This window comes from Frankia sp. Mgl5 (assembly GCF_023242985.1).
GTDB lineage: Bacteria > Actinomycetota > Actinomycetes > Frankiales > Frankiaceae > Parafrankia > Parafrankia soli.
The window spans coordinates 1-238 of the sequence record NZ_JALKFY010000341.1 but is presented as its reverse complement, the minus strand read 5'-3'; the positions used below and the strand labels follow the sequence as shown (position 1 = coordinate 238).

Sequence of the window (238 nt, the reverse complement as noted above, 5' to 3'; positions counted from 1 at the left end):
CCAAATCGTTTGCCAACGCGTGGCCCCCAATGCCAGCGAAGCATTTCGAATATCCTGCGGAACCGCCTCGATCGCGTCCGTCGCAACGCTTGTGATCGTCGGAAGGATCATCAGCGCAAGGACAAGTCCCCCCGCCAGCAAGCTGAAGCCCAGCACTTCAAAATGTTCGCGCAAGAACGGAACGAGCAAGGTAAGACCGATATAGCCGTAAACAACCGAAGGAATACCAACCAGAAGC

General features: G+C 55.5%; 1 protein-coding gene. It reads right to left on the bottom strand.

Annotation, left to right across the window (positions count from 1 at the left end):
* On the bottom strand, positions 1-238 hold a 238-nt coding region (locus tag MXD62_RS09605), incomplete at both ends, for an ABC transporter permease subunit (protein ID WP_248829004.1).